The organism is Devosia albogilva, from assembly GCF_042685625.1.
In the GTDB taxonomy this organism is placed as follows: domain Bacteria; phylum Pseudomonadota; class Alphaproteobacteria; order Rhizobiales; family Devosiaceae; genus Devosia; species Devosia albogilva.
Genome location: NZ_JBHUNP010000001.1, coordinates 287,836 through 313,738 on the forward strand (window position 1 = coordinate 287,836; position 25,903 = coordinate 313,738).

Annotated in this window: 24 protein-coding genes, 1 tRNA gene and 1 riboswitch; of the genes, 12 read left to right on the forward strand and 13 right to left on the reverse strand. The window is 66.5% G+C overall.

Annotation, left to right across the window (positions count from 1 at the left end; genetic code table 11):
• Positions 1 to 15: 15 nt before the first annotated feature.
• The 3 genes from ACFSX5_RS01535 to ACFSX5_RS01545 form a co-directional block, all read right to left on the reverse strand.
• Positions 16 to 101: transfer RNA gene (locus ACFSX5_RS01535), tRNA-Leu, on the reverse strand.
• Between the two features lie 7 nt (positions 102 to 108).
• The gene (gpt, locus tag ACFSX5_RS01540) at positions 109 to 606 is read right to left on the reverse strand and encodes a xanthine phosphoribosyltransferase (protein WP_386831121.1); all 498 of its coding nucleotides are present in this window, start codon (positions 604 to 606) and stop codon (positions 109 to 111) included.
• Positions 607 to 674: 68 nt separating this feature from the next.
• Positions 675 to 1,448 (reverse strand): competence/damage-inducible protein A, encoded by a 774-nt coding sequence (locus ACFSX5_RS01545; protein WP_386831123.1) that lies wholly within the window; start codon positions 1,446 to 1,448, stop codon positions 675 to 677.
• Between the two features lie 124 nt (positions 1,449 to 1,572).
• Between ACFSX5_RS01545 and map the strand changes: the two genes are divergently transcribed.
• Both map and radC read left to right on the forward strand, forming a co-directional pair.
• Positions 1,573 to 2,409: a type I methionyl aminopeptidase gene (gene map / locus ACFSX5_RS01550; protein ID WP_386831125.1), complete on the forward strand. Its 837-nt coding sequence runs from the start codon at positions 1,573 to 1,575 to the stop codon at positions 2,407 to 2,409.
• Entirely contained in the window at positions 2,409 to 3,137 is a 729-nt protein-coding gene (gene radC / locus ACFSX5_RS01555; RefSeq protein ID WP_386831127.1) for a RadC family protein, read from the forward strand. Before map ends, radC begins: the two co-directional genes overlap by 1 nt.
• On the opposite strand, the gene ACFSX5_RS01560 is transcribed toward radC, so the two are convergent.
• Complete coding sequence (locus tag ACFSX5_RS01560; protein WP_386831129.1) at positions 3,134 to 3,871, reverse strand: cytochrome c biogenesis CcdA family protein; 738 nt, start codon at positions 3,869 to 3,871, stop codon at positions 3,134 to 3,136. The two genes, radC and ACFSX5_RS01560, sit on opposite strands and share 4 nt — an antisense overlap.
• Positions 3,872 to 4,039: 168 nt before the next feature.
• A riboswitch (FMN riboswitch) is annotated at positions 4,040 to 4,181 on the forward strand.
• An 85-nt stretch (positions 4,182 to 4,266) separates the two neighbouring features.
• On the opposite strand from ACFSX5_RS01560, the gene ACFSX5_RS01565 reads away from it, so the two are divergent.
• On the forward strand, positions 4,267 to 5,232 hold the full coding sequence (locus ACFSX5_RS01565; RefSeq protein WP_386831130.1) for a DMT family transporter: 966 nt from the start codon (positions 4,267 to 4,269) through the stop codon (positions 5,230 to 5,232).
• 131 nt (positions 5,233 to 5,363) lie between these two features.
• Here the strand turns inward: ACFSX5_RS01565 and ACFSX5_RS01570 are convergent, their stop codons facing one another.
• On the reverse strand, positions 5,364 to 6,476 hold the full coding sequence (locus tag ACFSX5_RS01570) for a Gfo/Idh/MocA family protein (protein WP_386831132.1): 1,113 nt from the start codon (positions 6,474 to 6,476) through the stop codon (positions 5,364 to 5,366).
• 111 nt (positions 6,477 to 6,587) lie between these two features.
• Between ACFSX5_RS01570 and ACFSX5_RS01575 the strand changes: the two genes are divergently transcribed.
• From ACFSX5_RS01575 to iolB, 6 genes are all read left to right on the forward strand, one after another.
• Complete coding sequence (locus tag ACFSX5_RS01575; RefSeq protein WP_386831134.1) at positions 6,588 to 7,421, forward strand: MurR/RpiR family transcriptional regulator; 834 nt, start codon at positions 6,588 to 6,590, stop codon at positions 7,419 to 7,421.
• 100 nt (positions 7,422 to 7,521) lie between these two features.
• A complete protein-coding gene (locus ACFSX5_RS01580) occupies positions 7,522 to 9,456 on the forward strand; it encodes a bifunctional 5-dehydro-2-deoxygluconokinase/5-dehydro-2-deoxyphosphogluconate aldolase (RefSeq protein ID WP_386835548.1) in 1,935 nt (644 codons plus the stop codon).
• Positions 9,457 to 9,461: 5 nt separating this feature from the next.
• A complete protein-coding gene (iolD, locus tag ACFSX5_RS01585; RefSeq protein WP_386831136.1) occupies positions 9,462 to 11,303 on the forward strand; it encodes a 3D-(3,5/4)-trihydroxycyclohexane-1,2-dione acylhydrolase (decyclizing) in 1,842 nt (613 codons plus the stop codon).
• Between the two features lie 129 nt (positions 11,304 to 11,432).
• Positions 11,433 to 12,350, forward strand: coding sequence for a myo-inosose-2 dehydratase (iolE, locus tag ACFSX5_RS01590; protein ID WP_386835549.1), 918 nt, complete (start codon positions 11,433 to 11,435; stop codon positions 12,348 to 12,350).
• Positions 12,351 to 12,393: 43 nt separating this feature from the next.
• The gene (locus ACFSX5_RS01595; protein WP_386831138.1) at positions 12,394 to 12,645 is read left to right on the forward strand and encodes a hypothetical protein; all 252 of its coding nucleotides are present in this window, start codon (positions 12,394 to 12,396) and stop codon (positions 12,643 to 12,645) included.
• Complete coding sequence (gene iolB, locus ACFSX5_RS01600; protein ID WP_386831140.1) at positions 12,590 to 13,396, forward strand: 5-deoxy-glucuronate isomerase; 807 nt, start codon at positions 12,590 to 12,592, stop codon at positions 13,394 to 13,396. The genes ACFSX5_RS01595 and iolB overlap by 56 nt, the downstream gene beginning before the upstream one ends.
• A gap of 326 nt (positions 13,397 to 13,722) precedes the next feature.
• Here iolB and iolG read toward each other — a convergent pair whose 3' ends face one another.
• The 8 genes from iolG to xylF form a co-directional block, all read right to left on the reverse strand.
• Entirely contained in the window at positions 13,723 to 14,760 is a 1,038-nt protein-coding gene (gene iolG / locus ACFSX5_RS01605) for an inositol 2-dehydrogenase (protein WP_386831142.1), read from the reverse strand.
• A gap of 29 nt (positions 14,761 to 14,789) precedes the next feature.
• On the reverse strand, positions 14,790 to 15,572 hold the full coding sequence (locus ACFSX5_RS01610) for an ATP-binding cassette domain-containing protein (RefSeq protein ID WP_386831144.1): 783 nt from the start codon (positions 15,570 to 15,572) through the stop codon (positions 14,790 to 14,792).
• 1 nt (position 15,573) lies between these two features.
• Positions 15,574 to 16,695, reverse strand: a complete 1,122-nt coding sequence (locus ACFSX5_RS01615) for an ABC transporter permease (protein WP_386831146.1) — start codon at positions 16,693 to 16,695, stop codon at positions 15,574 to 15,576.
• A 183-nt stretch (positions 16,696 to 16,878) separates the two neighbouring features.
• The gene (locus ACFSX5_RS01620; RefSeq protein WP_386835551.1) at positions 16,879 to 17,820 is read right to left on the reverse strand and encodes a sugar ABC transporter substrate-binding protein; all 942 of its coding nucleotides are present in this window, start codon (positions 17,818 to 17,820) and stop codon (positions 16,879 to 16,881) included.
• Positions 17,821 to 18,201: 381 nt separating this feature from the next.
• Complete coding sequence (locus ACFSX5_RS01625; RefSeq protein ID WP_386831148.1) at positions 18,202 to 18,849, reverse strand: DUF1345 domain-containing protein; 648 nt, start codon at positions 18,847 to 18,849, stop codon at positions 18,202 to 18,204.
• Positions 18,850 to 18,964: 115 nt separating this feature from the next.
• A complete protein-coding gene (locus ACFSX5_RS01630) occupies positions 18,965 to 19,747 on the reverse strand; it encodes an ATP-binding cassette domain-containing protein (RefSeq protein ID WP_386831150.1) in 783 nt (260 codons plus the stop codon).
• 12 nt (positions 19,748 to 19,759) lie between these two features.
• Entirely contained in the window at positions 19,760 to 21,049 is a 1,290-nt protein-coding gene (locus ACFSX5_RS01635; RefSeq protein WP_386835553.1) for a sugar ABC transporter permease, read from the reverse strand.
• Positions 21,050 to 21,177: 128 nt separating this feature from the next.
• On the reverse strand, positions 21,178 to 22,221 hold the full coding sequence (xylF, locus tag ACFSX5_RS01640) for a D-xylose ABC transporter substrate-binding protein (protein WP_386831152.1): 1,044 nt from the start codon (positions 22,219 to 22,221) through the stop codon (positions 21,178 to 21,180).
• 223 nt (positions 22,222 to 22,444) lie between these two features.
• Here xylF and ACFSX5_RS01645 point away from each other — a divergent pair, with 223 nt between their 5' ends.
• From ACFSX5_RS01645 to ACFSX5_RS01655, 3 genes are all read left to right on the forward strand, one after another.
• Positions 22,445 to 23,662 (forward strand): ROK family protein, encoded by a 1,218-nt coding sequence (locus ACFSX5_RS01645; protein ID WP_386831154.1) that lies wholly within the window; start codon positions 22,445 to 22,447, stop codon positions 23,660 to 23,662.
• Between the two features lie 165 nt (positions 23,663 to 23,827).
• The gene (locus ACFSX5_RS01650; protein ID WP_386831156.1) at positions 23,828 to 24,052 is read left to right on the forward strand and encodes a zinc ribbon-containing protein; all 225 of its coding nucleotides are present in this window, start codon (positions 23,828 to 23,830) and stop codon (positions 24,050 to 24,052) included.
• A gap of 2 nt (positions 24,053 to 24,054) precedes the next feature.
• Positions 24,055 to 25,818: a thiamine pyrophosphate-dependent enzyme gene (locus ACFSX5_RS01655; protein ID WP_386831158.1), complete on the forward strand. Its 1,764-nt coding sequence runs from the start codon at positions 24,055 to 24,057 to the stop codon at positions 25,816 to 25,818.
• Positions 25,819 to 25,903: the final 85 nt, after the last annotated feature.

The following is a 25,903-nucleotide window of genomic DNA, read 5'->3' on the forward strand; positions in this document are numbered from 1 at the left end:
GCGTCAAACGCATTCTGGTGCGGGCGGCGGGACTTGAACCCGCACGGGGATACCCCCTCCGGATTTTAAGTCCGGTGTGTCTACCATTCCACCACGCCCGCGCGAGGCTTAGTCGGTGCCTCCGGAGATCGGGGCGACATAGGCCACGTCGAGATCCCAGGGGAAGAATATCCAGGTGTCCTGGCTCACTTCGGTGATGAAGGTGTCGACCAGGTCCCGGCCCTTGGGCTTGGCGTAGACCGTGGCGAAGTGGGCTCCGGGCAGCATTTCGCGGACAACGCGCGCAGTGCCGCCGGTATCGACGAGATCGTCGACGATCAGCACCTTGCCGCCGCCCTTGGCGATTTCGAGCACCGGCTGGCTGATCTCCTTGAGCACCTTGATCATGCCCTGGTTCTGGTGGTCGTAGCTCTTCACCGCCACCGTCTCGACGGTGCGGATATTGAGTTCACGGGCAACGATGGCCGCCGGCACGAGGCCGCCGCGGGCGATCGCCACCACGGCGTCATAGCCGCCATTGGCGGCAAGCCGCCAGGCCAGGGCGCGGCTGTCGCGGTGGAACTGATCCCAGGTCACGGGAAACGACTTCTGGTTCGGGCTGGTCAAACTGGCTTCTCCCAAGGGGCTTGGTTCGTCCTTAGCAAACAGGCGGGCTGCCGCCAATGCGCTGGCGTTCAATAGGCCTCGTCCGGCGGCGTGACTCCGGCTTTCCGATGCGCTTCGGCCACCATCGCCCGCACCCGCCCCGCCGCCTGCTCCAGCCGCGCTTCATCGTGGGAGCGCAGCACCAGTTCCGTCATGACACGGCCGTGTCCCATCTGCGGATAGCTGCCCATCTTGACGTCCGGGAACTCCTCCTGGAGCGCCGCCAAAGGACTGCCGATAGTGCCCTCCCCCACCGCGGCCTTGACGGTGACGGACTGCACCTTGCGCCCGCCTTGCAGGGTCGGCGCGATGGCCTCGAGCATGGCGCGCATGATCACCGGCACGCCCGCCATCACATGAACATTGCCGATGCGGAAGCCGGGCGCGGCGCTGACGGCGTTGACGATCAGGCTAGCCCCTTCGGGAATGCGGGCCATGCGTAGCCGCGCCTCGTTGACTTCGGTGCCGGTCTGCTGCCAGCGCGCCTCGAGCATGGCCCGCGCTTCCGGATTGATCGGCAGGTCGACACCAAAAGCCCGGGCGATGGCATCGGCGGTGATGTCGTCATGCGTGGGCCCGATACCGCCGGTGGTGAAGACATAGGTGTAGCGTGCGCGGAGGGCGTTCACCGCAGCGACGATGTCGTCCATCTCGTCGGCGACGACGCGGACTTCGGTGAGGTCGATGCCGAGATCGGTGCAGAATTCGGCGACGGCGCCGATATTGACGTCCTTGGTGCGGCCGGAGAGGATTTCATCGCCGATGACGACGAGGCCAGCGGTGACGCGGGAGGTATCGGACATGGTGGTTCCGTAGGCTGAAGGCGCACAGCAATGCGCCGGGGTGCCGATTGCGTCAAGCGGGACCGGCAAGGCTTTCCTTGCCCGCCAGTCGATACTATTTTGATGGTGCCTTCCGGAGTACCTCATGATCACCTTTGTCGACGCCAGCCCACGCCTTCGCCGCACCCCGGGGGTGATCCCCCTGCACGGCGAGGAAGGTTTCGAGGGCATGCGCCGTGCCGGGCAGTTGACGGCGGCCGCGCTCGACGTGCTGACCGAATATGTCGAGCCGGGCGTACCGACCGCGACCATCGACAAGGTGGCCTACGAATTCGCGCGGGATCACGGCGCGGTGCCCGCCACCATCTTCTACAAGGGCTACCGGCACGCCACCTGCACCTCGATCAACCACGTGGTCTGCCACGGCATCCCCGACCAGCGGCCACTGCGCGAGGGCGACATCGTCAACATCGACCTCACGCTGGTGGTGGACGGCTGGCACGGCGATTCGAGCCGCATGTATCCGGTGGGCGAGATTTCTCGGAAGGCCGAACGGCTGATCGAGGTCACCTATGCCAGCCTCGAAGCCGGCATCGCGGCCGCGAAGCCGGGCAACACCACCGGCGATATCGGGGCGGCCATCCAGGTGCTCGCCGAAACCGAGCGGATGAGCGTGGTGCGCGACTTCGTCGGCCACGGCGTCGGCCGGCTGTTCCATGACGAGCCCAACATCATGCACTTCGGTACGCCCGGAACCGGCGTGCCGCTGCGGGCTGGGATGATCTTCACGATCGAGCCGATGATCAATCTCGGGCGCCCGCATGTGAAGATTCTGTCGGACGGCTGGACCGCGGTGACCCGTGATCGGACGCTGTCCTCGCAATGCGAGCACACGATCGGCATCACCGAGACCGGCTGCGAGATCTTCACCCTCTCGCCGGGCAATCTGTTCAACCCACTCGCAGCTCGGAAAGCCGCCTGATGAGCGACCGGGGGGACGAGTTCGCGGAAGCGCCGATTACACCTCCCGTCGCCAGTTCAGACCATGCCGGGCACCGCCAGCGCGTGCGCGAACGCTTCCTCAAGCTCGGGGGCGACGCGCTGGAAGACTACGAGTTGCTGGAACTGGCGCTGCAACTGGCCATCCCGCGCCGCGACACCAAAGCATTGGCGAAGACGCTGCTGCGCGAGTTCGGCTCTTTTTCGGGGGTGTTCAATGCCAGCCAGGCCCGGCTCGAAGCGGTGGACGGCCTCGGCCCGACCTCCGTCGCCCACATCAAGGTGATCCAGGCCGTGGCCGCCCGGTTCGGGCGGGACCGGCTGGACAGGGAAAAACCGATCCTGTCCTCATGGACCGAATTGATCGAATACTGCCGCAGCCAGATGGCCTATGCGTCGGTCGAGCAGTTCCGCATCCTGTTCCTCGACAAGAAGAACCGGCTGATAGCCGATGAAGTGCAGCAGACCGGTACCGTCGATCACACCCCGGTCTATCCCCGGGAGGTCATCAAGCGCTCGCTGGAACTGTCGGCCACGGCGCTGATCCTGGTGCACAATCACCCGTCAGGAGACCCCTCCCCGTCTTCGGCTGACGTGCGGATGACGCGCGAGATCGCCGACGTCGCGCGGCCGCTTGGCATAACGCTGCACGACCACATCATCATCGGCAAGGCCGGCCATGCCTCGCTCAAGGCGCTGAAGCTGATCTAGCCGAAGGTGGCGAGGACCGGGAAGGTTTCGAGGAACCAGTAGGAGATGCGAGTGAAGTTGCCGGTGAGGAACAGCACACCGGTAAGCACCAGCAATCCGCCCATCACCTGCTCTACCCGGCGCAGATGCCGCTTGAAGCCGTTGAAAAAGGTCAGGAACGGCCCGATGGCGATGCCCGCAAGGAAGAAGGGAACGCCGAGTCCCAGCGAATAGAGCGCGAGGAGCCCCGCGCCATCCCAGGCGGTCTCGCCGCTCGCCGCGACCGACAGCACGGCCGCGAGCACCGGGCCGATGCAGGGGGTCCAGCCGATGGCGAACGCCAGGCCGAGCAGGAACCCGCCCAACGGTCCGCTGGCGACGCCCGGTCCTTGGTGGCGCAACTGCCGGTCGAGCAGCGCGATGCGATAGACGCCGAGGAAATGCAGGCCCATGGCGATGATCACCACGCCGGCAATCGGCGTCAGGATCGGCAGCGCCTGCCGGAAAGCCTGGCCGAACGCGGTGGCAGTGGCACCGAGGGTGGTGAAGACGATGCCGAAGCCAAGGATGAAGAACAGCGAAGTCACGGCGACGCGGCGCTGCACCGCCGCGCCCTCGGAGTTGCCGCTGTCGCGCAACTGGTCGAAGCTCGCGCCGCTCATATAGGTGAGATAGGGCGGCACCAGGGGCAACACGCAGGGGCTGAGGAAACTCAGCACGCCGGCGCCGAACACCAATGGCAACGAGAATTCCACGAGGCTGACGCTCCTTCGCCGCCCCTTCTAGCCGGAGGAGCCCACAAAGCAATGCGGCATGATCGCCGTTCAGCCGCATGTGATGGATTGTTCACGCCGAGGAGCAGGCTTGCAACCGCCGGGCCTCTGCCCTACTTCTATCGTCGCGAGCCGATGATGTCGTCTCGCTTACGTTCTCAGGGCGGGGTGCAATTCCCCACCGGCGGTAAGGCGGCAACGCCAAGCCCGCGAGCGCCCGGCTTCTGCCGGGGTCAGCAGATCCGGTGCGACTCCGGAGCCGACGGTATAGTCCGGATGAAAGAGAACGGGATGGAGCGTTGAACCGGTGGCCCCGTGCCGCCGGCCGCAGCGTCTTCCCGTAACCCTGAGGGAACTGGTTACGGAAAGGACGCCAAATGAACCAGCTTTCCTCTGCCTCCAATGCCCCCGTTCTCGGGGCTATCTTCATGCTCGGCGCGGGGCTCACCTTCGCCATCACCAACATCCTCACCCCGATCATCACCTACGGCATGGGCGTGCCGTCGACCGCGACGGTATTCTGGCAATACGTGATCGCCACCGCATTTGCGCTGCCGCTGATCGCCCGCATCGGCTTCGGGGCCCTCAGGACCCGCCATCCCCTCTGGCACGAGTCGCGGGCGCTGCTGTCGGCACTCGGTGTGCAGTTTTTCGCCTTCGGCTTCGCCAGCGGCGTGCCGGTCTGGCAGATGGTGGCGCTCTCGATGACGGGGCCCTTCTTCATCATCACCGGCGCGACCTTGTTCCTGGGCGAACGGCTGACCGTGCAGCGCCTCGGCGCCACCGTGGTCGGCTTCATCGGCGCCGTGATGGTGTCGCAGGTGGGCACCGAGCAGTTCACCCTGGCTTCGGTGCTGCCGGTCCTGGCCGCGGCCTGTTGGGGCTCGGTTTCGGTGATCACCAAATATCTCAGCCGCGACGAAGCTCCGGAATCGCTGACCCTCTACATGCTGGTGCTGATCACGCCCAACCACCTGCTGATCGGTGTGGTGCTGGGGATTGCGGTTGCCGTGCTGCCCGCGGGTGCGCTGCCCGCGAGCCTCGCCACCGGATTCGACTTTGTGCCGCCGACCGGTGACGCGCTGTGGCTGGTGCTGTTGCTGGGCTTGGTTACCGCCGCGGCGCAGTACTTCCTGAGCCTGGCCTACAAGGTGGCCGACGCGACCTATCTCCAGCCTTTCGACGACCTCAAGCTGCCGCTCAACACGCTGCTCGGCTGGCTGGTACTGTCGCAGGTACCGGCCGTCTGGTTCTGGCCGGGCGCCCTGCTGATCCTCGGCGCCTCCACCTTCATCCTGTGGAACGAGCAGACCCGTACCCCGCAACGGCTGAAGGTGGCGTAAGCAGCTCCGGCTGCTCGCCTCCTGCGTCCCCTCTCCCCTCGAAGGGAGAGGGTTAGGGTGAGGGGTTCACCCTCTCGGCCGGGGCTCGCCACGTCGCCACACTTCGTGGCGATCTCTTCCTGAGAGGAGCCTCAAACCTCCACCCACCTGCTCTCCCGATGGCTCTGCGCCATCGCATGCACCGTCCGCTCGATCGCAAGCCCGGTGGTGAAGTCGATCACCCGCGCCGGCTCGCCCCCGATCGCCCGCAGCAGTTCATGGCATTCGATGATCTTGAGGTCGTTAAAGCCGAGTCCATGCCCGGGCGCCGGGATGAACCGGTCGTAGGGCGGGTGCTGCGGCCCGGCGAGCACGGTGCGGAAACCAGCCGTGGTGCCCTCGCCCGCCTCATAGATCTGCACTTCGTTGAAGCGCTCCTGGTCGAAGACGATAGTGCCGGCACTGCCGAAGATCTGCAGCGCAATGCGGCCCTTGCGGCCCCAGGCAGTGCGGCTCAGCGCCATCACGCCGCTGACCTCGTTGTCCATCTCGAACAGAATGCTAGCGACGTCGTGGGTTTCCACCGCCCGCCGCCCGCCCCCCTGCACCGGCCGCTCGGCATAGGGCTTCGACAGGTGCGCCATCACCCGCCGCACCGGGCCGAGCAACACCTGCAGCAGGCTCAGCGGATGGACGCCGAAATCGTCGATGGCGCCATAGCCCGACTCGGCGAGGCTCTTGAGCCCGAACGGCGTGCCGGGATCGGCCATGAAGTCCTCGTCCATCTCGAGCCGGACGTGGTTCACCCTACCGATGCGCCCAGCGGCGAGCAGGTCGCCAATCAGCCGCACCATTGGGCCCTGGATGTAGTTGTAGCCGAGCATCGCGACCTTGCCGGAGGCTCGTGCCTCCGCCTCCATGCGCTCGGCATCAGCCAGCGCCACCGCCATCGGCTTTTCGCACCAGACGTGCTTGCCCGCTTCCAGCGCCGCCACGGCCATCTCGGCATGAAAGGCGTTGGGCGTGGTGATGGAGACGACCTCCACCTCCGGATCGGCGATGAGCTGGCGCCAGTCGCCGGTGGACCGTTCGAAACCGAACTCGTCGGCGCGGCGGGCCGCGAGCTCCGCATCCACCTCCGCCAGGTGCACCAGCCGCGGCTTCGGCCCGTCGCCGAACACCGGCCGCACGCTGTTCCAGGCAAGCGCATGACACTTGCCCATATAGCCGGTCCCGATGAGTCCGACCCCGATCCGCTGCTGCATGCGCTCCTCCCTCGCTCGCCACAGGGATAGTCCATCCGTTCCGTTTCCGGAATGGCCCTTCTATTTCGGCGCGAGGGTCCCTAGAAGTGGAGCGTTCCGAACGAGGTGCTCATGGCCCCTGCCCCGCTGCCGCCCGCCGATTTCGAGTCCCTTCGCATCGCCATTCTCGAGCGTCGTGCCGAACTGCCCAAGCGCCTGACCCAGGTCGCCGCCTATGCGCTCGACCATCCCGACGACATCGCCTTCGGCACCGCCGCCAGCATTGCCGCCTCGGCCGAGGTGCAGCCCTCGACCCTGGTGCGCTTTGCCCAGCTCTTCGGCTTCGATGGTTTTTCCGGTCTGCAGCAACTGTTCCGCGCCCGCCTGCGTGAGCGCACCTCGTCCTATGAGGACCGGCTGCGGGCGCTGGAGCAAGGCGGGGTGGCGCTGGCGCAGAGCACCACCATCTTCAACGGTTTCGTGTCGGCGGCGCATCGCTCGCTCGACGCGGTGAGCGCCGCAATCGAGCCGGCGCAGTTCGATAAAGCGGTCGAATTGCTCGCCGGCGCCGACACCATTTACCTGATCGCCAAGCGCCGCTCCTACCCGATCTCGAGCTACATGGCCTATGCCTTCGGCAAGCTGAAGGTGAAGTGCCAATTGGTCGGCACCGCCGCCGGCATCGACGACGACCTGCTGGCCATGGCCGGTGAGCACGACGCGGCCTTCGCCGTCAGCTTCTCGCCCTACGCCTCGGAAAGTGCTGTGCAGGCCCGCAGCATGGCGGCGCGCGGCGTGCCGGTGGTGTCCCTCACCGATTCGGCCTTTTCACCGCTGGCCGAGTGCTCGACCGTGTGGTTCGAACTGGTTGAGGCCGACCACGCCGGCTTCCGCTCGCTCTCGGCCAGCATGGCCTTCGCCATGGCGCTGACCGTCAGCATTGCCGAGAAGCGCCGGCAGGGTTAGTAGAACAGGCGTTCCATATTGACGCTCGTTCAGAACCCATGTTTCATGATTGCCAGAAGCCACCCACAGGCCACTCGGGAGGACTGCCTTGACCAGCGTGATGGATGAGCGTGACCGGACGCTCGACGTCATCACCATCGGCCGTGCCTCGGTCGACCTCTACGGCCAGCAGATCGGCACAAGGCTCGAGGATGTCGGCAGCTTCGCCAAATCCGTCGGCGGCTGCCCCACCAACATCGCCGTCGGCACCGCACGCCTCGGCCTGCGCTCGGGCCTGATCACCCGCGTCGGCAACGAGCAGATGGGCCGCTTCGTCCGCGAACAGCTCGTCCGCGAGGGCGTCGACACCCACGGCGTCGTCACCGATCCCGACCGGCTGACGGCCCTGGTGCTGCTGAGCGTCGAGAACGAGCACTCCTTCCCGCTGATCTTCTATCGCGACAACTGCGCCGACGCGGCCCTGTCCGAGGAAGATGTCGACGAGGCCTTCATCCGCTCCTCGCGTGCCGTTCTGGTTACCGGTACCCACTTCGCCCGCCCCAACAGCGACGCCGCCCAGCGCAAGGCCATGCGCATCGCCCGCGCCAGTGGCGGCAAGGTGGTGTTCGACATCGACTACCGCCCCAATCTCTGGGGCCTTGCCGGCCACGACGCCGGCGACAGCCGCTATATCGCTTCGGACACCGTTTCGGCGCATCTCAAGACCGTCCTGCCGGAGTGCGACCTGATCGTCGGCACCGAGGAAGAGGTGCTGATTGCCGCCGGCGAGTCCGATCTCCCCTCCGCGCTCAGGACGATCCGGGCCCTGTCCTCCGGCACCATCGTCCTGAAGCGCGGGCCAATGGGCTGCATCGTCTATGACGGCCCCATTCCCGATGACCTCGAGGAGGGCATCGTCGGCAAGGGCTTCCCGATCGAGGTCTACAACGTCCTCGGCGCAGGTGACGCCTTCATGAGCGGTTTCCTGCGCGGCTGGCTGCGCGGCGAGCCGCACGAAACCTCCGCCACCTGGGCCAACGCCTGCGGCGCTTTTGCCGTCTCCCGCCTGCTTTGCGCGCCAGAAATCCCCACCTGGACCGAACTCAGCTACTTCCTCGAGCATGGCAGCCGCGAGCGCGCCCTGCGCAAGGACGAGGCGATCAACCACGTCCACTGGGCCACCACCCGCCGCCGCGAGCGGCCGCAGCTCATGGCCTTGGCCGTCGACCACCGCTCGCAACTGGAAGACCTCGCCGGCGGCGATGCCGAACGGCTCGCCCGCATCCCGCACTTCAAGGTGCTGGCGGTCGAGGCTGCCAAGCGCGTTGCCGCCGGCCGCGACGGTTTCGGCATGCTGATCGACGACAAATACGGCCGCGATGCCCTCTATGCTGCCAGCGGCACCGGTAACCTCTGGATTGCGCGTCCGATCGAACTGCCCGGCTCTCGGCCGCTGCAGTTCGAGTTCACCCAGGACCTCGGCTCGCGCCTCGTGGAGTGGCCGGTCGACCACTGCATCAAGGTGCTCTGCTTCTTCCATCCGGACGATCCCGCCGAGCTGAAGGCGACGCAGATCGCCAAGCTCCGCTCCGCCTACGATGCCGCCCGCAAGGTCGGCCGCGAACTGCTGGTGGAGATCATCGCCGGCAAGCATGGCCCGCTGGCGGACGATACGGTCGCCCGCGCTTTGACCGAAATCTATGACGCCGCCATCAAGCCCGACTGGTGGAAGCTCGAGCCGCAGGCCAACCCCGCCGCCTGGGCCGCTACGGACGCCGTGATAGAGGCTCGCGACCCGTTCTGCCGCGGCGTCGTGCTGCTCGGGCTCGACGCCCCGCAGGAGCAGCTCGAAGCCGGCTTCGCCGCCGCGCGCACCTCCCGGAGCGTCCGGGGCTTCGCCGTGGGCCGCACAATCTTCTTCGATGCCGCCCGCCGCTGGCTGGACGGCGACATTGACGACGAAGCCGCCATTGCCGACATGGCGCGCCGCTTCTCCGCCCTGGTCGACGTCTGGCAGCGTCTGGGCCAGACTGCGGCTGCCCGACCACAAGGATGACGACCATGAGCCAGAACACCGTGCGCTTGACCATGGCCCAGGCCGTGGCCCGCTTTCTCGCCGCCCAGCACACGGTGATCGAAGGCGAAACGGTGCCGATCTTCGGCGGTGTCTTCGCCATCTTCGGGCACGGCAACGTCGCCGGGGTGGGCGAGGCGCTCTATTCGGTGCGCGACAAGCTGCCGACCTATCGCGGCCAGAACGAACAGGGCATGGCCCACGCCGCCATCGCCTATGCCAAGGCCAGCTTCCGCCGCCGCTTCATGGCCTGCACCACCTCCATCGGGCCCGGTGCGCTCAACATGGTCACGGCAGCCGGCCTGGCGCATGTGAACCGGCTGCCGGTGCTGTTCCTGCCCGGCGATGTCTTCGCCAACCGCCTGCCCGATCCGGTGCTGCAGCAGGTCGAGGACTGGGGCGACGGCACGGTTTCGGCCAACGACGCCTTCCGCCCCGTCAGCCGCTATTTCGACCGCATCACCCGCCCCGAGCAGATCGTGCCGGCCCTGCGCCGTGCCATGCAGGTGCTGACCGACCCCGCGGAATGCGGGCCGGTGACGCTGTCGCTCTGTCAGGACGTGCAGGCCGAGGCCTGGGACTATCCCGAGAGCTTCTTTGCCGAGCGTGTGTGGACGCCGCGCCGGATGATGCCCGATGCCGACGAGTTCGCCACCGCCGCAGCCGCAATCCGCCAGGCCGAACGGCCGGTGCTGATCGCCGGCGGCGGCGTGCTCTACTCCGAAGCCTCGGACAGCCTTGCCGAGTTCACCGAGGCGCACGGCATTCCGGTGATGGAAACGCAGGCCGGCAAGAGCGCCCTGCCCCACGACCATCCGCTCAACATGGGTGCCGTCGGGGTTACCGGTTCGTCCGCTGCCAACACCCTAGCCGAACAGGCCGATCTGGTGATCGCCGTTGGCACGCGCCTGCAGGATTTCACCACCGGCTCCTGGGCCCTGTTCAAGGACGCCGGCGTGAAGATCGTCGGGCTCAACGTGCAGCCTTTCGACGCCATGAAGCACGACGCCCTGCCGCTGGTGGGCGACGCCCGGGTCGGCCTCGACGCCCTCGCCTCCGCCCTCCAGGGCTGGCGTGTCAGCCGCGACTGGACGGAGCAGGCGGAGACCGGCAAGGCCGACTGGCTGGCCGATGCCGATCGCGCCACGGCCGCGACCAATGCCCTGCCCTCCGACGCGCAGGTGATCGGGGCGGTGCAGCGGGCGCGCCAGAACGCCACGCTGGTCTGCGCGGCCGGCGGCCTGCCGGGCGAGTTGCACAAGCTGTGGCAGGCGCGCGGGCCCGGCAGCTACCACCTCGAATACGGCTTCTCGACGATGGGCTACGAGATCGCCGGCGGCCTCGGCGTCAAGCTGGCGCGGCCGGAGGATGATGTCGTGGTGATGGTCGGCGATGGCAGCTACATGATGCTGAATTCCGAGCTGGTCAGCTCGATCATGCTCGGCACCCCGCTCACCGTGGTCGTGCTCGACAATGGCGGCTATGGCTGCATCAACCGGCTGCAGATGGCGACCGGCGGCGCCAACTTCAACAATCTGTTGAAGGACACCACGCATGTGACTCTGCCGCATATCGACTTCGCCGCCCACGCCGCCTCGATGGGGGCCGACGCGCGCAAGGTCGGCTCCATCGCCGAACTCGAAAGCGCCCTCGCCGAAACCCGCGGCGCCGACCGGACCACCGTCATCGTCATCGACACCGACCCGCTGATCACCACCGAAGCCGGTGGCCACTGGTGGGATGTGGCCGTCCCCGAGGTCAGCGACCGCGCGCAGGTGCGCGAAGCGCGGGCGGAGTACGTCGAGGCGGTGAAGCGGCAGCGGCTCTAGCGCCGAGGTCCACCACACCTTCATAGACCTCATGGTGAGCCTGTCGAACCAGGAGGTCGGTAACGCAGCGGCCGCGACCTCGTCCTTCGACAAGCTCAGGACCGGGTCTACGAGAGGATGGGAATGCCCCTGGAAGCCAAACTCGGCATGTCGCCGATTGCATGGTGGAATGACGACCTGCCGGACCTCAGCGACGACGTTTCGCTCGAGGAATGCCTGCGCCAGTCGCGCTCGGCCGGGTTCACCGGCATGGAGAAGGGCCGGCGCTTCCCCGACGATCCGGCCGTAATGCTGCCGATCCTGCGGGCGGCCGACGTCACGCTGTGCGGCGGCTGGTTCTCCGGCACGGTCGTCGACGAGGAGATTGCGGCCAACAAGGACCGCATCCTGCCGATGATCGAGCTGTTCAAGGCCGTCAACGCGCCCTGCATCGTCTATGGCGAAGTCGGCCGCTCGATCCAGGGCGACCGCAGCAAGCCGCTCGCCACCAAGCCACGCCTCGACGACGATGAGATGCGCGCCTATGCCCGCCGCATGACCGAGTTCGGCGAATGGTGTGCCGAACAGGGGGTGCCGCTGGCCTATCACCACCACATGGCCGCCGTGGTCGAGACCGAGCCCGAGCTCGACGCCTTCATGCGCCATTCCGGCGAAGGCATCCCGCTCCTGCTCGATGCCGGGCACCTGGCTTTTGCGGGCGGCGACGTGCTGCGCGCCATCGACAACCACCACCGGCGCATCAACCACGTGCACGTCAAGGATATCCGCCGCGACGTGGTCGACAGCCTCGACCGCAGCCAGCAGTCCTTCCTCGATGCGGTGGCACTCGGCGCCTTCACCGTGCCCGGCGATGGCTCGCTCGATTTCGGCGCCATCGTCCAGCGTCTTGCCGACCATGGTTATGAAGGCTGGTTCGTGGTCGAGGCCGAGCAGGACCCGAAAAAGGCCCCGCCGCAACGCATGGCCGAGATCGGCCACCGCGAACTGATGCGGGTCATGACCGCTGCGGGCTACACAGTGGAAACCACCGGCTTTCCCAAGGACTGATCCGATGTGCTAAGAGCGCCGAAACAGCGCAAGGATAGTGGGCATGGCTCTCAAGCAGCAGGACGCAAACTGGTTCAGGCCACTCTGGCGCCGAGTCGCCGTGACGGCCTTCCTGGCGGTCTGGCTGGCCTGGGAACTGCTGTGGAACCAGGATCAGTTCTGGGCCCTGCTGGTCGGCGCGGCGCTCGCCTATTCGCTCTACAACTTCTTCTATGCCTTCCCCAACGAGGAACAGGCCAATGAGCAAGTCCCCCCTCCTCCGCCGGCCGACAGCCAAGACCGGCAGGATCCATGACGTCACCCCTGTCGATGCCGGCTGGACCTATGTCGGCTTCGGCCTGAGCCGGCTTGCGGCGGGCGCCACGGCGGGCGGCGATACCGGCGAGCGTGAACTCTGCCTCGTCCTCGTCAGCGGCAAGGCTCGCTTCAGCGTCGACGGCAAGGGGTTCGGCGAACTCGGCGAACGCATGAGCCCCTTCGAGGGCGCGCCGTGGGCGCTCTATGTCCCCGCCGGGTCACGCTGGCAGGTGGAGGCGACCACCGATCTCGAACTTGCCGAATGTACCGCTCCCGGCGGCGGCAGCTATCCGGCCAGGGTGATCCCGCCCGGCACCCATCCGCGGGTCACCCGCGGCAAGGGCAACAATGTCCGCCACGTCTACAACATCATGCCCGAGGATGACGACGCAGCGCACTCGCTGCTGGTCGTCGAGGTGATCACCCCGCAGGGCAACACCTCCTCCTATCCCCCGCACAAGCACGACCAGGACGACCTGCCCAACGAAAGCCTGCTCGAGGAAACCTACTACCACCGCCTGAACCCGCCACAGGGCTTCGCCTTCCAGCGCGTCTACACCGACGACCGCTCCCTCGACGAAGCCATCGCGGTAGAGGACGGCGACGTAGTGCTAGTCCCCCGCGGCTACCACCCTGTCGCGACCACGGCCGGCTACGAGTCCTACTACCTCAACGTCATGGCCGGCCCCAGGCGCGTGTGGAAGTTCCACAACGCCCCCGAGCATGAGTGGATTTTGAGCGGGGTTTGAGGCCGGCTGCCCGCGACCTCGTCCTTCGACAGGCTCAGGATGAGGTCTACGAAAACTCAGCGCACCGTAGACCTCATGGTGAGCTCGTCGAACCAGGAGGTCGCGGCCACCAACCTTACCACCACCACCACGTCATTCCCGCGCAGGCGGGAATCCATTCTTTCTGAAGTCAGTGGAAGAGTGGATCCCCGCCTACGCGGGGATGACATCGGGTTGCTTCGGACCTGGGTTGCCGCGACGAGCCCGGCAATGACGACGGATCGGGGCAAAATATCTCCCCACCGTCACCACCGGGCTTGTCCCGGTGGTCCATTCATCCACCAGCACTACCGCCCCTGGAACACACCCCGATCCCCCAGCGGCCCGGTGACTTCGCTCACCTTCACCGCCCTGCCCTCCTTCACCGAGCGCACCGCAGCCTCGGCCAGCGCCAGCGCGATCAGCCCGTCGAGACCACTGGGCGTCGCCGCTGACTTGCTGTTCACGCAGTCGATGAAGCGGCTGATCTCGCGCGCATAGGCTTCGGTGTAGCGGGTCATGAAGAAGTCGTGCAGCGGCGGCCGTGTGTAGCCGGCCGCATTGGCGACCTCGATCGAGACCGGCCGCTGGTTCTCAGCGGAAACGGCGCCCTTGGAGCCATGCACCTCGATGCGCTGGTCATAGCCATAGGTGGCGCGGCGCGAGTTGGAGATGGTGGCGTGCTTGCCCGAGGCAGTGGCGAGCATCACCGAGGCGCTGTCGTAGTCGCCAGCCTCACCGATGGCCGGGTCGACCAGCACCGAGGCCTGCGCGGAAACCGTCTCGATCTCCTCGCCCAGCAGCCAGCGGGCGATGTCGAAATCGTGGATGGTCATGTCGCGGAAGATGCCGCCGGAGCGGCGGACATAGTCCGGCGGCGGCGCACCGGGATCGCGCGACACGATGGTGACCATCTCCACCGCGCCGATCTCACCGCGGTCGACCACCGCCTTCACCGCCTCGAAATGCGGATCGAACCGGCGGTTGAACCCGACCATCAGGGTTGCGCCTTCGGCGTCGACCACCTTCAGGCAGGCCTTCACCCGCTCGACATCGAGGTCGATCGGCTTCTCGCAGAAGATCGCCTTGCCCGCGCGCGCCGCCGCCTCGATCAGGTCGGCATGGGTGTCGGTGGGCGTGCAGATCACCACCGCATCGATGTCGCTCGCGCCGATGATGGCCTCGGTGCCACGCACCTCGGCGCCATACTGGCCGGCAAGGCTCGAAGCGGCATCCGCCATCGCATCCGACACCGCCACGAGCCGGGCATCCGGATTGCCGGTGATCGCCTTGGCGTGCACCTTGCCAATGCGACCCGCGCCGAGCAGGCCGAAACGAACAGTCATTTCAAACTCCAGAGGATAGATGGGGGCGGCTAGACCGTCCCCCCGAGGGAAGCGCTGAGTTCGGCCATTTCGGCCCCGCCGGCCATCATGTCCTGCAACTGCTCGGCGTTCAATTCGCCGCGCCGCGCAGTCCCCAGCGTGCGCCCGCGATTGAGCACGGTGAAGCGGTCGCCCACCGCCAGCGCATGGCGCACATTGTGGGTGATGAAGACGACGCCGATCCCGGCCTTGCGGACACGGTCGATGGTGGCGAGGACGTTGGCCGTCTGCCGCACGCCGAGCGCCGAAGTCGGCTCGTCGAGGATCAGCACCTTGGCGCCGAAATAGACGGCCCGGGCAATAGCGACGGTCTGCCGCTCGCCGCCCGAAAGCGTGCCCACCGCCTGCTCCGGCTCGCGCAGGGCAATGCCCATGCGGCGCATCTCCTCCATGGTGAGGCGGTTGGCCTGCTCCATATCGAGGAAGCGGAACGGCCCCCAGCCCTTGCGCGGCTCGCGGCCCATCCAGAAATTACGCGTCACCGACATCAGCGGGATCATCGCGAGATCCTGGTACACCGTCGCCACCCCCGCCTCCATGGCGTCGCGCGGGGTGTGGAAGCTCACCGGCTGGCCGCCCATGCGGATCTCGCCGGAGGTCGGCTTGTGCACCCCCGACATGGTCTTGATGAAGGTCGACTTGCCGGCACCATTGTCGCCGAGGAGGCAATGGCACTCACCGGCCACCACCGACACGGAAACGCCGTTGAGGGCGATCACCGGGCCGAACTGCTTCTTGATGTCGATGAGTTCGATCAGGGGTGTGTCGGCCATCTCAGCGCTCCCCCGTGATCAGGCGGCGGATATAGGTGTTGAGGATCACCGCCAGCAGCAGGATGACGCCCAGGAACACCCGGAACAGCGAGCTTTCCACCCCGGCAAAGAACAGGCCCTGCTGCACCACGCCGAAGATCAGCGCCCCCAGCGCCGCCCCGATCACCGAGCCGTAGCCACCGGTCAGCAAGGCGCCGCCGATCACCACCGCGATGATGGCCTCGAACTCCTTGAGCAGGCCGCGGTCGGCCGCCGCCGAGCCGAACTCCATCACCTGGCAGGTGGCGAACACCGTGGCGCAGAAGGCCGAGAACACGAACATGGCGATCTTCACCCGGTCGACCGGCACGCCGACATAGCGCGCCGCGCGCGCATCACCGCCGGAGGCATAGATCCAGTTGCCGAAGCGGGTGCGGGTCAGCAGCACATGCCCGAAGACGATGAGGGCAAGGGCCCAGATCATCAGCATGGGAATGCCGTCGACCACCGGCTGGCCAGCGCGATTGCCGGCCTTGAAGGTGGCGATCAGCCCAAGATCGGCCAGCCAGGTGAAGATGAACCCGAACACCTTGCCGCCGAAGATCGGCGCCAGCCAGTCCCCAACGGCGGCTTCCTTCACCCCGCCGACAATGGTCTGGCGGGTGGTGGAGATGGAGAGGTAAATGGTGAGGCCACGCAGGATATAGAGCGAGGCCAGCGTGACGATGAACGACGGCAGCCCGGTCTTGATCACCAGGTAGCCGTTCGCCGCGCCGACCATCATGGCCACCACAAAGGCGGCAATGATCGCGGCCCACATCGGCCAGCCGAGATGGACGCTAAGGATGGCGATGACGATGCCGGCAAAGCCGATCATCGAGCCCACGGACAGGTCGAACTCGCCGGCAATCATGAGCAGGCACGCGCCCACCGCGATGATCGCGAACTGCGCCGACACCACGCCCCAGTTCATGATGCCGTCCGGCGCGAACATGCCCGTGCTGCCCGCCACCACGGCGAAATAGATGAACACCAGCACCGTGCCGGCCATAGCCCCCAGCTCCGGCCGCACGAAAGCCTGCCGAAAGCGCGACTGCCGCGCAACGCGCTCGTCCGCAGGTGGCATGGCGGTTTGGTCGGTCATGAAACCTCCAGGTTGATCGGCACGTCGCCGACCTCACCACACCCCCGACGTCACCCCGGCCTTGAGCCGGGGCCCATCTCGAGATGTCTGAACGGCCGCCAGAGGGTTGTGCAGCATCTCAGGATGGGTCCCCGCTTTCGCGGGGATGACACCCGGTGGGTATTGAGAGCGCGTACCCTCGCCTCAGCGGTACTGCCCCGCATACTCCTCGACCAAAGCGATATTGTCCTTGGTCACGAACCCCGGGCCCGAGTTGATCGAGTTGCCCGGCACCACGCCATAGCGGGCGAGGTTGGTGAGGATCACCACCGGCAGGTAACCCTGCAGGTACGGCTGCTGGTCGATGGCAAAGGCAATGGTGTCGGCCTTGATCGCTTCGGCGATCTCCGGCGACAGGTCGAAGGTGCCGAAATAGACGGTGCCGGCCATGCCATTGTCGTTGAGCGCGGCGATGGTGGGGTGCGCGGAAGTCGGACCCAGGGTCAAAATGCCGTTGGTATCCGGGTTCGTCTGCAGGTACGCCGCGACCTTGGACTGGATTTCGGCGGGGTCCTGCCCCGCGTCGATCATCTGGTTGCCCAGCTCAACGCCGAGCGCGTCGGCAAAGCCCTGGCAGCGCTCAACCGAAGCCGGATTGGTGATGTAGTGGTTGACGCAGAGGAAGCTGGTCACCCCCTCGCCCTTGGCGCGTTCGCCGGCGCCGAAACCGGCGTCGTATTCGGGCTGGCCGACGTGGAGCAGCGCGCCGATCTCCTTGGACTGCTCCACCGTGCCGGAGTTGATGGTGATCACCGAAATGCCGCGATCCACCGCGTCGCCGAGCGGGCCGGACAGCACGTCGAAATCGGCGATGGTGGAAATGATGCCGTCTGGGCTCGAGGCGGCAGCCTGCTCGATGATGCGGGCCATGTCGGCGAGGTCACCGGTCGGCGGATTGCGGTACTCGACCGTCACGCCCATCTGCTCGCCGGCGAGCGCAATGGCGTTCTTGATGGTGTTCCACCAGCTATCGGAGTCCGGGGCGTGCGACACGAGCACGAAGCGCTCGCCCTCGGCCTGGGCTGGAACGGTGGCCGCACCGGCAAGCGTCGCGGCAACGGCCAGGGCCGACAGGCCCCGCAGCATGTTGTTCATCGATGTCCTCCCTTGGCGCCCCGCCAGCTCGGAACAAATGAACCGTCTCGCAGTCGGCGCGAAACAAACATTCCATTTTGAAACGGGAGCGTCAAGCGGCAGATGGGTTGGCGCACCAAGCGCCAATGCAGTTGCTCATCGTCTCCCTCCCCCTTGTGGGGAGGGACCAAGGGTGGGGGTGTCGGCTGCAAGGCAGGCACTATGCAGGACCGTAACTCCGCCCCCCACCTAACCTCCCCCGCAAGCGGGGGAGGAACCAGTCGGTGACTGCCGAAACGCCGCCCCAAACTCGATCCACCCCCTCCCCCGCTAGCGGGGGAGGCTGGTGGGGGCTACGGCCCAGCAGCGCACTGCGGCTTCACCAGGCCACGCTCATCCCCCGCCCCCTCCCCCGAGGCTCAGGATCACATTGACCGCCGCCGCCAGGATGATGGTGTTGAACAGATGCGAGAACACCAGGTGCACCGTCACCCGCCGCCGCATGGCGTTGGAGGTCAGCTTGGTGTCCGAGGTCGCGACCGACGTGCCGATCGTGTAGGAAAAATACATGAAGGCGGTGCCGTCGGGGTCCTCGTCGCCCTGGAATTCCAGGCCCCCCTCGACATCCTGGTCTTCCCCGCCTGCGTCGGGCGCCTGGTAGTATTCATAGGCATAGTGGAAGGCGCCGAGCGCCTGCACCGTGAACCAGCCGAGCAGCACCGATGTCACGGACACGGTCACCATGATCGGGTCCGGCCCCTCTGGATTGCTGAGGGCCATGAACAGCGACACCATGGACGTGACCACCACCACCAGCACCACGAAGAAGATGCCGGCCGCGGGCGTATCCTCGTCGCGGGCGTGCTCGCGCAAATAGTCGGCGGTGAGGCGTGGCAGCTTGAGATAGCTGACGAGGAGAATGCCGACGAACAGGCCGATCGGACCAAGAGCAATGGCGTATTCCGGCACCGTCAGCACCGAGACGAGAAGTGTCACCGCGCCCAGCGCCAGCCCGGCCCAGAACGGCGCATGCCGCGGCATCAGCCGGTCGATCGCAGAACTGCCAAAGCCTCCCGGTTGAGGCCTGCTCGCCGCTTTGGCCACATCATACTCCCGCTTGCCGCCGGCACCTGCACCGGCAAGGGGATAACGCAGGTTAAGCCGCAATGGCTCCGGGGCCTGGAACCGCGCCCGGCGGCACCTTGCCGAGAATGATCATGCCCAGCACTTCGTCCTTGGTGACCTCGCTGGTCCGGGCGCTGCCCACCACCTGCCCGTTCTTCATCACCACCACCCGGTCGGCAAGATCGAACACGTCGTGGATGTCGTGGCTGATCAGGAAGATACCGATGCCCTCGGATTTGAGCTGCTTGATCAGCTCGCCCACCTGCGCCGTCTCCTGCGGACCAAGGGCCGCGGTGGGCTCGTCCATGATCAGGATGCGCGCATTGAACAGGATGGCCCGGGCAATCGCCACCGACTGCCGCTGTCCGCCCGATAGAGCCTTCACCGGCTCCTTGAAGCGGCGGAAATTGGGGTTGAGCCGCCCCATCACCTCGCGCGCCTTGGACTCCATCGCCGCATCGTCCAGCGTGCCGAGCGGCGTGATCAGCTCGCGGCCGAGAAACAGATTGGCGGCCGCATCGACGTTATCGGCCACCGCGAGCTGCTGGTAGATGGTTTCGATGCCATAGGCCTTGGCATCGCGCGGATTGTTGATGGTGGCGTCCTCGCCATTGATGCGGATGCTGCCAGCATCGCGCTTGTAGGCGCCGGACAGGATCTTGATCAGCGTCGACTTGCCGGCGCCATTGTGGCCGAGCAGCCCCACCACCTCGCCGGGATAGAGGTCGATCGAGGCATGGTCGACGGCGCGGATACCGCCGAAGGAGATCGAGATATCCGTCATCTCGACCAGGGGAGTCTTGGTGTCCAGCATGACGAGGACTTCCTACTGCTTGTTGCGGCGGTAGAGCGTGTCGAGCCACACCGCAAAGACGAGAACGATGCCGACGACGATGGATTGCAGCGGGCTGTCTATGCCCATCAGCACCATGCCGGACTGAAGCGATTGCATGACCAGCGCGCCCAGCAGCGCCCCGGCGATGGAGCCGACGCCACCGGCAAGCGAGGTGCCGCCGATCACCGCGGCAGCGATGACATAGAGCTCGTCGAGCGTGCCCAGCGCGTTGGTCGCGGCATTGAGGCGGGCCGAGGAGATGGCGGCGGCGATGGCGCAGAGCCCGCCCATCAGCATGAAGATCTTGACCGTCACCCAGCGGGTGTTGATGCCCGCCAGCTCCGCCGCCTCGGGGTTGCCGCCCATGGCGAAGACGTAGCGGCCGAAGCGGGTGCGCGTGGCAATGAAGGTCATCACCACGCCGACCCCGAGCGCGATCAGCACCGGAATGGCGACGCCGTGGGCGATGAAGAGGCCGCTCTCCGGCACCGGAATACCGCGCGCCTCGGCATAGTTGGCGGCAATGCGCGACGGCCAGGGATAGGAGTTGGCGACGCTGACCGCGGCAATGGTGATCCCGCAGCCGATCACGGCAAGCGCGGCTTCGGCCCAGAGCGGGCGCAGCGGGAAGTTGAAGCGGCGGCGTTGCCGGCGGCCCCACCACAGCCCGATCACGATGGCGGCGCAGGCGATCACCGCCACCACCCAGCTCCACAGCGCCCCGATCGCGCCTGAGGGACCACCGCCCATCAACTGGAAGGTGGGGTCGAGCGGCGCCACGGTGCGGCCGGCGGTAACCCACCAGGCGGCGCCGCGCCAGACGAGGTAGCCGCCCAAAGTGACGATGAAGGCGGGTACGCGCAGATAGGCGATGATGGTGCCCTGCAGCGCCCCGATGCCGACGCCGATGGCGAGGCCGGCGGCCAGCGAAAGCACCCAGATCAGCGGATGCCCGAGCCCCAGGCCGAGCTGCACCGGCAGGATGTCGGTCTGCATCACGCCCATCATCATGGCGACAAGGCCGAGGATTGAGCCGACGGACAGGTCGATGTTGCGGGTGACGATCACCAGCACCATGCCGGTGACCATCACCGCCACCGAAGCGGTCTGCACCGACAGGTTCCACAGATTGCGCGGCGTCAGGAACAGGCCACCCGAGAAGATGTTGAACCCGACCCAGATGATGATGAGCGCACCCACCATGCCGAGCAGGCGCGTGTCGAGCTCCGTTGCGCCCAGAAAGCGCTGCAGCGGGTTCTGCGTCTGCCCCGCATGTGTGATGGTCGTCGCGGCGTGCTGATCGGCCAAGTTCGTCCCTCCCCCGACGGGCCCGCGCCGGGCAGGCTCCGTTGACAACAGTGCCGCAGCGAATGTCGCCGCGGCACCGTTCAGTTTACGTCCGAATGCGCTCAGTCACACGCGGCAACCGAACCGGCCGCCACGCCCTGGCAGACCACGTCCTTGCTGACCCAGCCGGCGTCGATGACGACGTCGAGATTGTCCTGGGTGATCGGCACGGGAGCCAGCAGCACCGCGTTCATCTCGACCCCGTTCGGGCCGTCGGAGAAGGTGGTGGCGCCTTCCACCGCGTCGAGGGCGGTGCCTTCGGCGAGTTCGAGCGCGATCTCGGCCGCGCGCTTGCCGAGTTCACGGGCATCCTTCCACACCGACACGGTCTGGGTGCCGAGGGCGATGCGGTTGAGCGCGGCATGGTCGCCGTCCTGGCCGGAGACCGGCACCGAGCCGGCAAGACCCTGGGCCGAAAGCGCGGCAATCGCGCCACCGGCCGTGCCGTCATTCGAGGCGACGACAGCGTCGACCTCGTTGTTGTTGGCGGTCAGGAACTGCTCCATGTTCGCCTGGGCGACTTCCGGGTTCCAGTTGTCGGTATAGGCTTCACCGACATTGACGATGGCGCCGGAGTCGATGGCTTCCTGCAGCACTTCCATCTGGCCTTCGAACAGGAAGTCGGCGTTCGGGTCGGCCGAGTTGCCCTTGATGAAGACGTAGTTGCCTTCCGGCTGCACTTCGAACACGCCGCGAGCCTGCATGCGGCCCACTTCCTTGTTGTCGAAGGTGAGGTAGAACGCGTCAGGGTTCTCGATCAGCCGGTCATAGCCGACCACCGGAATGCCCTCGGCCACAGCCGCGGCCACGGCCGGCCCGATCGCGTCGCTGTCCTGCGCCAGAATGATGAGCGCATCGGCGCCCTGGCTGATCAGCGACTCGATGTCGGTGAGTTGCTTGGACGCGGACGACTGCGCGTCGGCGGAGATGTAGGTGGCGCCGGCTTCTTCCAGAACGGCCCGGATGGCGGCTTCGTCGGTCTTCCAGCGCTCTTCCTGGAAGTTGTTCCAGCTCACGCCGATGGTGACGCCGTCCTGCGCGAACACGGCACCCGTGCTGGCGGCAAGCGCCGTCGTGGCCAGCAAGGCCAATGCGAACTTCTTCATATCTGTCCTCCCATGGGCGGCAGAAGACCTGCCGCCTGTTTGCCGGTGGCATGACCCAGCCGGGCGCACGCTCCACCGGCGCCCTGAGCATTAATTTCGCTGCTCGAAAAAAGGTCTGGCATAGTCCCTGCGAACGAGTCAACGTCAATTTGCGGCTCGAAGGAAATCCGTTGCACGAGCCGCTCCGGATGGTGTCTCTTGCCGCCGGGGGAGGAGGGGCTGTTTGTCGCGTACCGTCAGCGATAGCGATAGCGTCCGGCGTCAGAACCGGGCACTGGTGCTTGCTGCCTTGCGGCAGCACGGCTCCCTTTCGCGCACGGCCCTGGCCGGCGCCACCGGGCTCAGCCACGCCAGCATCAGCGCCATCTCCAGCGACCTTATCGCCCAGAAGCTGATCCTGGAGCTGCCCGACGACAAGGCCGAGGCGCGAGGCCGCGGCCGCCCCGCCACCCAGGTCGGCTTCGACCGCCGCGCCGCCTCGGCGGTGCTGATCGAGATCGACGTCAACCGCATCCGTGTGTCGCTGGTGGACTATGGCGGCGTGCTGGTGGACCGGCTCGAGGCGCCGGTGACGCCAACGACGTTTCAGGAGACCGAGGTCACCACCGCCCTTGGCGAGCGCCTGCAGCAGTTGCACCTGCGCAACCCCGCGCAGATGGCGCGCCTGCGGCACGTCGCCATTTCCGTCCAGGGCATCCTCGATCGCGACGCACATGGGCTGAAATGGTCGCCCATCGCGCACCTCGCCGGCAAACCCTTCGCCCGCGAGCTGTCCGAATCCCTGGGGTTACCGATCAGCCTCTACAAGCGCGGCCGGCTCCTCGCCGAAGGCGCCCGCTGGCTCGACCCCAAGCTGCGCGACGCCAGCGTCGCCACCGTCTTCGTCGGCTCGACGGTTGCCATGGGCATCACCGCCCGCGGGCAGATTCTCGGCCGCGGCGACGAAGGCGCCACCGAGTTCGGGCACATGAACCACATCCCCAACGGCGCCCTCTGCCGCTGCGGCCAGCGCGGCTGCATCGAGGCCTATGCCGCCGATTACGGCGTGCTGCGCGCCGCCTATTCGGTGCCCGAAACCGCCCTGCCCGCTGCCTCGGTGCCACCGGAGCAATTTGCGGGGCTCGTGGTGCGCGCCGAACGCGGCGACCGCGCCGCCACCCACGCTTTCCACCTCGCCGGCCGCGCGATCGGCTACGGCCTCAGCCGCATGATGGCGGTGTTCGACCCCAGCCACGTCCTGATCCTCGGCCCCGGCGCCCGCGCCTTCACCCTGATGCGCAGCGAGATCATGGCCGCCCTCGGCAGCGCCCTGGTCTGCCAGGTCAACGGCCTCCCCGAAATCGTCGCCCACCACGACGAACGCGAACCCATCTTCCAGGGCCTCCTGATGAAGACGCTAAGCGACGTGGACGAAGGTTTCGCTGCGCAGACGGGTGTGTGAGCGGATTGGCAGACGCGGCAGCAATGGGTGGAATGCGGACGGTCTGCTTTCGGGCAGACGCTCGCATAAGCTGACGTCCTCGCAAGTCCAGCCGTTCCAGCACGCACATCCCGCTCTGCCCGGGCTTTCCGTGCGATGGCATCCAGGTTAATCCCACCCGAGCCCGTGAACCGCCTCTTCGCCACCGGGGTTTCGCTTTCTGCGCAAAAGCAGGAGGCGAGCGTGGCGGCGAAGTCTGGCGAGAAAGCGGAGGGAACGGGAGACTTCCGCTGCGAGCGGTGCCATCACCAGGTGCATGTGAGCGCCGGCAAACCCATTCCCAAATGCCCGAATTGCGGTAACGACAGCTTCGACACGCGCTACCACGAGCCCGGAAACAAGAGCTGCTGACCATGCCCAGCGCCTCCGACATCCTGATCGACACGCTGATCGCCTGGGACGTCGAGGTGATCTTCGGGTTGCCCGGCGACGGTATCAATGGCATCATGGAGGCACTGCGGCAGCGGCAGGATCGCGTCCGCTTCGTGCAGGTCCGGCACGAGGAATCCGCCGCCTTCATGGCCTCCGCCTACGCCAAGTGGACGGGCAAGCTCGGCGTCTGCCTTGCGACCTCCGGTCCGGGCGGCACGCATCTGCTGACCGGCCTGTACGACGCCAAGCTTGATCAGGCGCCGGTGCTGGCCATCACCGGCATGCAGTACCACGACCTGATCGAGACCTTCACCCAGCAGGACGTGAACCTCGAGCGTGCCTTCGAGGACGTCGCCCAATTCAATGCGCAGGTCACCGGTCCTGAGCACATGGAGAACATGGCGAGCCTCGCCTGCCGGTCGGCGCTGGCCAGACGCGGTGTGGCGCATCTCACCATTGCCAGCGATATCCAGGAGCAGCCGCTTCGCGACGAGATGCGTTCGAAGCGGAACAAACCCCGGCATGAGCCAAACCACTGGTTCCAGGGCCGGCGCATCGCTTCGCTCGCGGAGGTCGAGCGGGCAGTCGAGATCCTGAGCAATGCCAAGCGGGTGGCCATCCTTGCCGGCCGCGGCGCGCTCGGCGCCACCGATGAACTCCAGGGCATTGCGAACCTGCTGGGCGCGCCGATCGTCAAGGCACTACTCGGCAAGGCGGTTGTCGCCGACGATCATCCGCTGACTGTCGGAGGGATCGGCTTGCTGGGCACACTGCCAGCGCAGGAGGCGATGGAACGATGCGACGCCCTGCTCATCGTTGGTTCGACCTTCCCCTATATCGAATACTATCCCGAGCCGGGCCAGGCCCGTGCCGTCCAGATCGACATTGATGCCCAGCGCATCGGCCTGAGATATCCGGTGGAAGCCGGACTCGTCGGCGATGCCCGCGAAACCCTGCGTCTCCTTAACGAGCGGCTCCGGCGCAACCCGGACCGCAGCTTCCTCACCGAGGCTCAGGAGGGGATGCGGCGCTGGCGGGAGATGATGCGCCAGTCGGAAGCGAGTGACGCCGTGCCGCTGAAGCCGCAGCGCATCACCCGTGCCTTCGGGCTGCGCATGGCACGCGATGCAGTGTTGACCACCGATTCCGGCCAGAACACGGAGATGGCAGCGCGCCACATCGATCTCGCCGATGGTGCCAGCTTCGGCGTCTCGGGTGCGCTGGCCTCCATGGCCACCGGCCTGCCTTACGCCATTGCCGCAGGGTTCGCCTTCCCGGGCCGACAACTCGTCTCCGTCGTCGGCGATGGTGGCTTTGCCATGCAACTCGGGGAATTCTCGACCGCCGTGCGCTATCGGCTGCCGCTCAAGGTGCTGGTACTCAAGAACAACATGCTGAACCAGATCGCTTGGGAACAGATGATGTTCCTGGGCAATCCCCAGTTCGGCTGCGAGCTGCAGCCGATCGATTTCGCCATGGCGGCGCAGGCCATGGGCGCCGCTGGTTTTTCCATTTCCAGGCCGGAAGAGATCGATCCGGTGCTGGATGCCGCCTTTGCCACGGAGGGTCCGGTGGTCATCGAAGCCCTGGTGGACGCCTATGAACCGATGCTGCCGCCGAAGATGCCGCCGGAGTTCGCAAGGAACTTCCGCAAAGCGCTGCCGGAGACGCCCAACCACGAGCGCATCGAGGAAAACCTCACCCGCGAGCCGCTGAAGACCATGATGCAGATCGATAACGGTTGAGCGGTTCGCCAACAGGTGCAGAGTCGTGAGTCACCTGGTGCAGTTCACTGTGGACGGCGCAGTGCTGGACCACGGAATTCCAAGC